General features: G+C 37.5%; 6 protein-coding genes and 1 pseudogene. 3 read left to right on the forward strand and 4 right to left on the reverse strand.

The genetic code is table 11. The annotated features are described in order from the left end of the window. Positions 1 to 21: 21 nt before the first annotated feature. From RV13_RS19800 to RV13_RS19810, 3 genes and pseudogenes are all read right to left on the reverse strand, one after another. Positions 22 to 249, reverse strand: a pseudogene (locus tag RV13_RS19800) (MarR family transcriptional regulator); the annotation flags it as partial. A 342-nt stretch (positions 250 to 591) separates the two neighbouring features. Next, positions 592 to 933, reverse strand: a complete 342-nt coding sequence (locus RV13_RS19805; RefSeq protein WP_010744891.1) for a metal-sulfur cluster assembly factor — start codon at positions 931 to 933, stop codon at positions 592 to 594. A gap of 93 nt (positions 934 to 1,026) precedes the next feature. Beyond that, positions 1,027 to 1,929: a YitT family protein gene (locus tag RV13_RS19810; RefSeq protein WP_010744892.1), complete on the reverse strand. Its 903-nt coding sequence runs from the start codon at positions 1,927 to 1,929 to the stop codon at positions 1,027 to 1,029. A gap of 215 nt (positions 1,930 to 2,144) precedes the next feature. Here RV13_RS19810 and RV13_RS19815 point away from each other — a divergent pair, with 215 nt between their 5' ends. Beyond that, complete coding sequence (locus RV13_RS19815; RefSeq protein WP_010744893.1) at positions 2,145 to 2,636, forward strand: YajQ family cyclic di-GMP-binding protein; 492 nt, start codon at positions 2,145 to 2,147, stop codon at positions 2,634 to 2,636. 179 nt (positions 2,637 to 2,815) lie between these two features. Here RV13_RS19815 and RV13_RS19820 read toward each other — a convergent pair whose 3' ends face one another. Beyond that, entirely contained in the window at positions 2,816 to 5,158 is a 2,343-nt protein-coding gene (locus RV13_RS19820) for a helicase C-terminal domain-containing protein (protein ID WP_010744894.1), read from the reverse strand. A 298-nt stretch (positions 5,159 to 5,456) separates the two neighbouring features. Here RV13_RS19820 and RV13_RS19825 point away from each other — a divergent pair, with 298 nt between their 5' ends. Both RV13_RS19825 and RV13_RS19830 read left to right on the forward strand, forming a co-directional pair. After that, positions 5,457 to 6,083 carry an MBL fold metallo-hydrolase gene (locus tag RV13_RS19825; protein ID WP_010744895.1) on the forward strand — a complete coding sequence of 209 codons (627 nt, stop codon included), beginning with the start codon at positions 5,457 to 5,459 and terminating at the stop codon, positions 6,081 to 6,083. A 23-nt stretch (positions 6,084 to 6,106) separates the two neighbouring features. After that, a complete protein-coding gene (locus tag RV13_RS19830; RefSeq protein WP_010744896.1) occupies positions 6,107 to 6,811 on the forward strand; it encodes a histidine phosphatase family protein in 705 nt (234 codons plus the stop codon). Positions 6,812 to 6,864 lie beyond the last annotated feature (53 nt).

A 6,864-nucleotide genomic window follows, 5' to 3' on the forward strand; every position in this document is an offset into this window, starting at 1 on the left:
CTATCAGTCCTAGAAATTATAGAGCCATTTTTTCTCTTCTAAAATCTTTAAATGCCTAGTGACCGCAGCACTATCTATTTTCAACTCGTTTTGCAATACCGTTTGAGAACACTGACCATTTTCTTTTAAAAATATCATTAATTCATAACGAGTAATACTAAAACCAGTTTCTTTTTCGAATTTACTGGTTGTCTCTTGATTCGCAAGTTTCAGCTGGTAGAACAACTTACTAATTTCTCTTAGATTCATTTAAAACTCCTTCCATTAATTGACTAATCAACTGTTGACTGATCAACTATACTTTATTAAGGATAATTTAGGAAGCAATTTGCCTGTAAAATTCCTTTTAAATAAAAACGAATAACTTACTGTCCTTTAAATCTATTAGAAACTATAGAAATCCCTTCTTATCAGTGCACATAATTATACTAATATCCTTTTACATTGCACATTATCTTTTTGCGTAACGTTTAAGCTATAAAAAATGCAAAAACGCCTTTATCAACATTATTGAAAAAGTTGATAAAGGCGTCTTTATTTCAATGCGTATACTGTAAGTTCATCTTAACAGAAGTTCTTTAACGCAAGTTCTTATCTAATACCTAAAGCAATCCGTGCATACCGACTCATCTTGTCAGTTGTCCATGCGGGATACCAAACAAGTTTCACTTCTACATTGGTTACTTCTGGAATCTCAGCTAACGCTGATTGGATATTTTCAGTTAAAATATCTGCTAACGGGCAGCCCATTGTCGTCAAGGTCATTTTAATCACAGTATTTCCCGTTTGTTCAAAATCAACCTCATAGATTAAACCAAGGTTCACGATATCGATTCCTAACTCAGGGTCAATGACTGACTCTAAAGCGGTCAAAATAGTTTCTTTAATCTCAGCTACTTCTGCATCGGTCCATTTTTGAGTGTTCTCTTCCACCTGCTTCACTCCCTTTCGAGTTTCAAGAGTATTTTACTCTATCTATCAGCTTTTGTAAATGAGAATCGAGACCTGCTTATTCTCAATTAACAATCATTCGTTATTGGCTTTGGATTTTTTTAATAAGTTCTGTTCATCCTGTGTTAAGAATGTTCCTACAACAGAATCTGTTGCTACGATGTTAGTGAACGAATTAGGATCAACATCCGCCACAACCTGTTTAAGTGTATATAACTCATAACGAGTAAAAACGATCATAATTACCTCACGTTCGCTAGAACTAAAGCCTCCTCTTGCGGGTATTACTGTTAACCCACGAAGTAATTCACGACTTAAGGCAGCACACATTTCTTTGCTCTTACTCGTGTTGACAAAGGCCGTCATTTTCTGATGACTTGTATGTACGTAGTCAACTACCGTACTCATAGTGAAGATGGTTATGATCGTATATAGCGCGCTTTCCCAAGTGAAAAAGAACCCCGCTACAACAACAATCAATCCGTTTAGAAGCATCATATAGTTGCCAACCGTTCGACCGGTCGTTTTTGATAGTAATAATGAAACGATATCCAGCCCACCGGTAGTAAACCCGAACTTCAATGACAGTCCAGCACCAATACCCAGTAAGACTCCACCAGTAATCGCATTCATCAATACGTTATCAGTCACCTGTCCAACAGGCACAAGTGTAGTGAAAAAGGACATCGAAATTACATTCGCAAAACTTAAGATCATTGCTGATTTACCTAATTTAATAAAGCCTAAGATGAATACTGGAACATTCAGAAGAAAAATCAAGATACCAGTATCAAGTGATAGTCCTGCATTTGAGAGCACATGTTCAACGATTTGCGCAATCCCAGTCATTCCAGCTGAAAAGACATTTGCAGGAATCAAAAAATAGTTTAACCCGACTGCGCCAGTCAAACCAGTAAATAATATAATAAGAATTTTTTTAGCTAAATCCTTAGATGTGTAATTGATAACCTTCTGCATCCGAAATATTCCTCCTTTATTTGAAACCTATAATAGAGTAACAGGTTCTCTCATAATTAATCAATCGTTTTCAACAACTTATTGGAGAATAATCATGGCTTTCTTAGCATTTTTTGATAAACTAGAAGAATAGATTCAGAATGTCCATTCAACGGTAGGTTCAGCCTTTTGTTGAGTCATATATGAGACATTCAAAAGAAATAAGGAGGATGTCCATGGCTAAAGATGCAAGCTTTGATATCGTTTCAGAATTGAACAAAGAGGAAGTAAAAAACGGAGTTCAAATTGCCCTGAAAGAATTGAAAAATCGTTTTGATTTTAAAGGAAGTCTTTTTGACATCAAGCTAGAAGGAAACCAATTGGTAATCAAGGCGGAAGATGAGTATAAAGTAGAACAAGTTAAGGATGTCCTATTTAGCAAATTGATTAAACGCGGGGTTCCACTGAAGAACATTCAATTTTCTCCCTCTGAACATGCATTAGGTGGGAATGCTCGTCAAGCAGCTGAGCTAGTAAATGGGATAGATAGAGACAGCGCGAAGAAAATCACGACAGCTATCAAAAATAGCAAAATAAAAGTAAAAGCACAAATTCAAGAAGATCGTCTACGTGTCACAGGAAAAAGCCGTGATGATTTGCAGCAAGTCATTGCATTAGTAAAGGAAATTGATTTGCCTATTGATGTGCAATTTATTAATTATCGATGAAAAAAGCCGACAATAAATGTCGGCTTTTCATTTTCATTAAAAAAAGTATAAAAGGAATGGCGTCCAAAAGTTAATGAAATCAACTTTTTGGGCACGCTTCATCTCTGTTTTATTTATCTATAGTTTGAGAATTTACTAAAAATTTTATTTGCGATATTTATATTTTAATGTTTAAAGAATTACCCTCTATGCTCCCAGAATGAGCGAGCGCTATGCTCAACTTCGTCTGAACCATAGACGATTTTTCGGTCTTCCCAATTAATTGGTAAAAGAGTTTGATAATGAGGATTCGTATAGCGTTGATCTAACAACAAAATAATACCTTGATCTTCCATCGTACGGATCACTCGTCCAGCTGCTTGGATCACTTTGTTCATTCCTGGTAATTGATAAGCATAGCTGAAGCCCTGGTTTCGTTTCTCATCATAATACTCTTTGATTAATTCTTGTTCGTGATTGATTTGCGGCAACCCTACACCAACCACGACTGTTCCGATCAATCGCTCTCCCACCAAATCAATCCCTTCGGAAAAGATTCCTCCAAGCACACAAAAGCCGATCAATGTCTCTTTCGGCTGATCGACAAAAGCCGCTAAAAACTCTTCACGTTCTGTTTCGTTCAATCTTGATCCTTGAATCTGAATCGCATACTCAGGATATACATCATGAAAATAATCTGCCACTTGATCCAAATATTGAAAGGATGGAAAGAAAACAAGATAGTTTCCCGTTTTCGTTTTAACTAAACGTTCAATTGAGGATGCAATTTTCGGAATACTTTGGGTTCGCTTTTGATAAGTGGTCTGAATACTGGCATCAACTAAGACTAATCGATTTTCATTTGGAAATGGGCTAGGTAAGCGATAACTCAAACTATCCTCTCCTCCACCTAAAACTTCTTGATAATAATCCAGTGGAGAAAAACTTGCAGAAAACAAAATACTACTCCCTACTTTTTCCATTGTTTGCTCTAGAAACCAGGATGGATCGATACAATACTCTTTAACAATCAAATCATAACTCTTATGCTCTACTGTGGTTTGATAATGGTCGTCATAATATTCACTCATTCTAGTAAAACGCAAAATCTCAAAATAAACTGGAAGCATTTTTTGCTGAACTGGATGATCGGGGTTTTCAGCCAACCATTCTTTAATTTGCTCCTGCAATTTGAAGAGGCTGTTAATTAGACTTTCAGGTGCTGCTTGTTGATGATGATAAGCTTCGCCGTTAAGCGACTGATGAATCAACTCGAATTCGTTATCGACCCGAATAAAAGCTTTGTTTAGTTTCTTAAAAGACTTGTCTAGGTCTTTTTGCATTTGAGCGATGTTTTCTCGAGAAATGCTTGCTGAATACATTTCCTTTGAGCGATTAACTAGATTGTGAGCTTCATCAACTAAAACCAAATTTGTCCTATTTTCCTCTTCGAAAAAACGACGTAAATACACCGTCGGATCAAACAAATAATTGTAATCTCCTACAACGAGATCACAAAAACGACTGACATCCAATGAAAGCTCAAAAGGACACAATTCATGCTTGCGTGCATAATCTTCGATAACGGGTCTTGTATATTGATCTTCATTATTCAGCATATCCCAAAGACCATCGTTGACGCGATCATAATAGCCTTTAGCGAAGGGACAATGCTCGGGTGTACAATTTCTTTCTGTTAAAAAACAGATTTTATCTTTTGCAGTTAAGGTCACGCTTTTTACACGCGCCTCTTTTTTTGTAATTTTCGTAACAGTTTCTTCTGCAACCTGGCGGGTGATTGTCTTCGCTGTTAAATAGAAAATTCGCTCTCCTAATCCTTCCCCCATTGCTTTAAATGCTGGAAAAATTGTAGACATCGTCTTTCCCGTTCCTGTTGGTGCCTCAACAAATAGTTTCTGCTGAGCGTGAATCGTCTTGTACACCGCTGCAGCTAACTCTCTTTGTCCTGCACGGTAAGTATCAAAAGGAAAGCTTAAGGCCTGTAAAGAACGATTACGAGTTTCTCGCCATTCCATTTGAAAAATCAACCAATTTTCGTATCGCTTGATTAAATCCTCGAAAAAATCAGTCAATTCATCAAAGGTAAAGGTTCGAATCTGGCGGGTAATTTTCTCTTCAGTCGTTTGAAAATAGGTCAAGCGTGTACCGATTTCAAGCAGCTCTTCCTGTTCACTATAAATATAGGCATAAACCATTGCTTGATAAAAATACAAATCAATGATGCCAGGTTCTAATTCTTCAAATGGGGTTTCGGATGTTTTTATTTCATCGATAAATACTCGATCTTCTTCTATATAAATGCCGTCAGCACGACCTTCGATTTGAACAGCAGTATCTGCGATCTCTAGAGACTTTTTCAACCAGACTTCTTTTTGATATTCCGAACCGCCTTCTTTTTGCAACTGGCGATGAATTCTCGCACCTTCTTGAGGTGTATGATTGCTGTTTTTCCCCTCATCAATGCTTCCGCTACGCAGGATAAACTCAACTAATTCACGAACCGCGATTTTCTTTACTGCCAAGTTGTCACCTCATTTTTACGTTTCTACTAAATCATTTGGCTGTTTCACCATAGAAGATTTTTTAGCCTTCGTCAAGTTTTATTCTATTTTATTGTTCTTGATTTATTTACCAGAATTTTTTTTAACCTTGTTTGCCCGAGTTGTCAAAATCGTACAGAGAAGCCGCTTTTTTTTTGCTTTTAAGGTATAATAAAGAAGGACTTTGTGATATTGAGTTTTTATTACTGACAGAATCATTTATCAGTAAAGTGAATCAAATCAAACAAAATTACTTTTTAGTGTTTCAGGGAGGAAAAGAATGATCCAAATCGAAGGTTTTGTTACCGGAATCGCGCAAGAAAATTGCTATTTGATTCATAATGAAAAGAATTTATTGGTCGTGGATCCAGGAGCTGAAGGAGACCGATTAATAAAAGAAATTGAACGTATCGGGAAAACCCCTCAGGCTATTCTATTAACCCACACCCACTATGATCATATCGGTGCGGTGGAACAAATTCGAACAAAGTATGGTATTCCTGTTTATGTAAATCCTTTGGAACAGAAGTGGTTAGGAGATCCAATCCTAAATCTTTCTGGTCTAGGACGCCACGACAATATGCCAGATTTGATCGTACAGCCAGCCGAGTATGAATTTGAAATGAAAGAATACACCATTGGCGGTATGACTTTTCAGGTCGTACCAACACCAGGACACTCAATTGGCAGTGTCAGCTTTATCTTTGACGATTTTGTTGTAGTTGGGGATGCACTCTTTAGGGGAAGCATCGGGCGAACTGATTTATACACTGGAGATATGCAACAGCTGCTTTATAGTATTAAAACATATTTGTTCACTCTTCCTCGTGAGCTTCCAGCCTATCCCGGACACGGTGAAGCAACGACGATTGGCCGTGAGATCGATACGAATCCGTTCTTTAATTAAACAACTTTTTGGAGGTTTTAAATATGACAGAAACAAATCTTTATATTGTTCGACATGGTAAAACGATGTTCAACACATTGGCTCGTGTGCAAGGTTGGTGTGATACACCACTAACAAAAAGCGGACGTGAAGGCATTCATTATGTAGGACTAGGTTTGCAAGATACGAAGTTTGAAGAAGCTTATTCAAGTGACTCAGGTCGTGCAATCGAAACCATGCGTATTTTACTAAACGAACATCCTGAAGGCAAAAATATTCCTTATCACGTTGATCCTCGAATCCGGGAATGGTGCTTTGGTTCCTTGGAGGGCGCCTATGATGCAGAGATGTGGGGTGTTCTACCACGAGTATTGAACTTTAAAACAGAAGACGATCTATTTGCCACTGATGTTAGTTTTGAAGAAATCGCGAATGCTGTTGAAGGTGCAGATACTGCGAACTGGGCAGAGCCTTATACTCAATTACGCGACCGTGTTTGGAATGGATTCGAAGATATTGCTCAAAACCGAGAAAAACAAGGCGGAGGAAATGTTTTAATCGTTTCTCATGGCCTGACAATCGCCTTTTTGTTAAGCTTGATCGATTCAAAACAACCTGTTCGCGCAAACTTACTAAACGGCAGTATCAATCGCTTACGGTATGAAAATGGCGAGTTTTCTATTCGTGCGATCAATGACATCAGCTACATGGAACGAGGAAAAACTATTTCAGATCATGCAGATGAATAGAAATTTAGCTGTCAGCTTTTGCTGGCAGTTTTTTTTAATGACTTTAGTCAGTT

This window comes from Enterococcus raffinosus, assembly GCF_001886185.1.
Lineage (GTDB): Bacteria > Bacillota > Bacilli > Lactobacillales > Enterococcaceae > Enterococcus_A > Enterococcus_A raffinosus.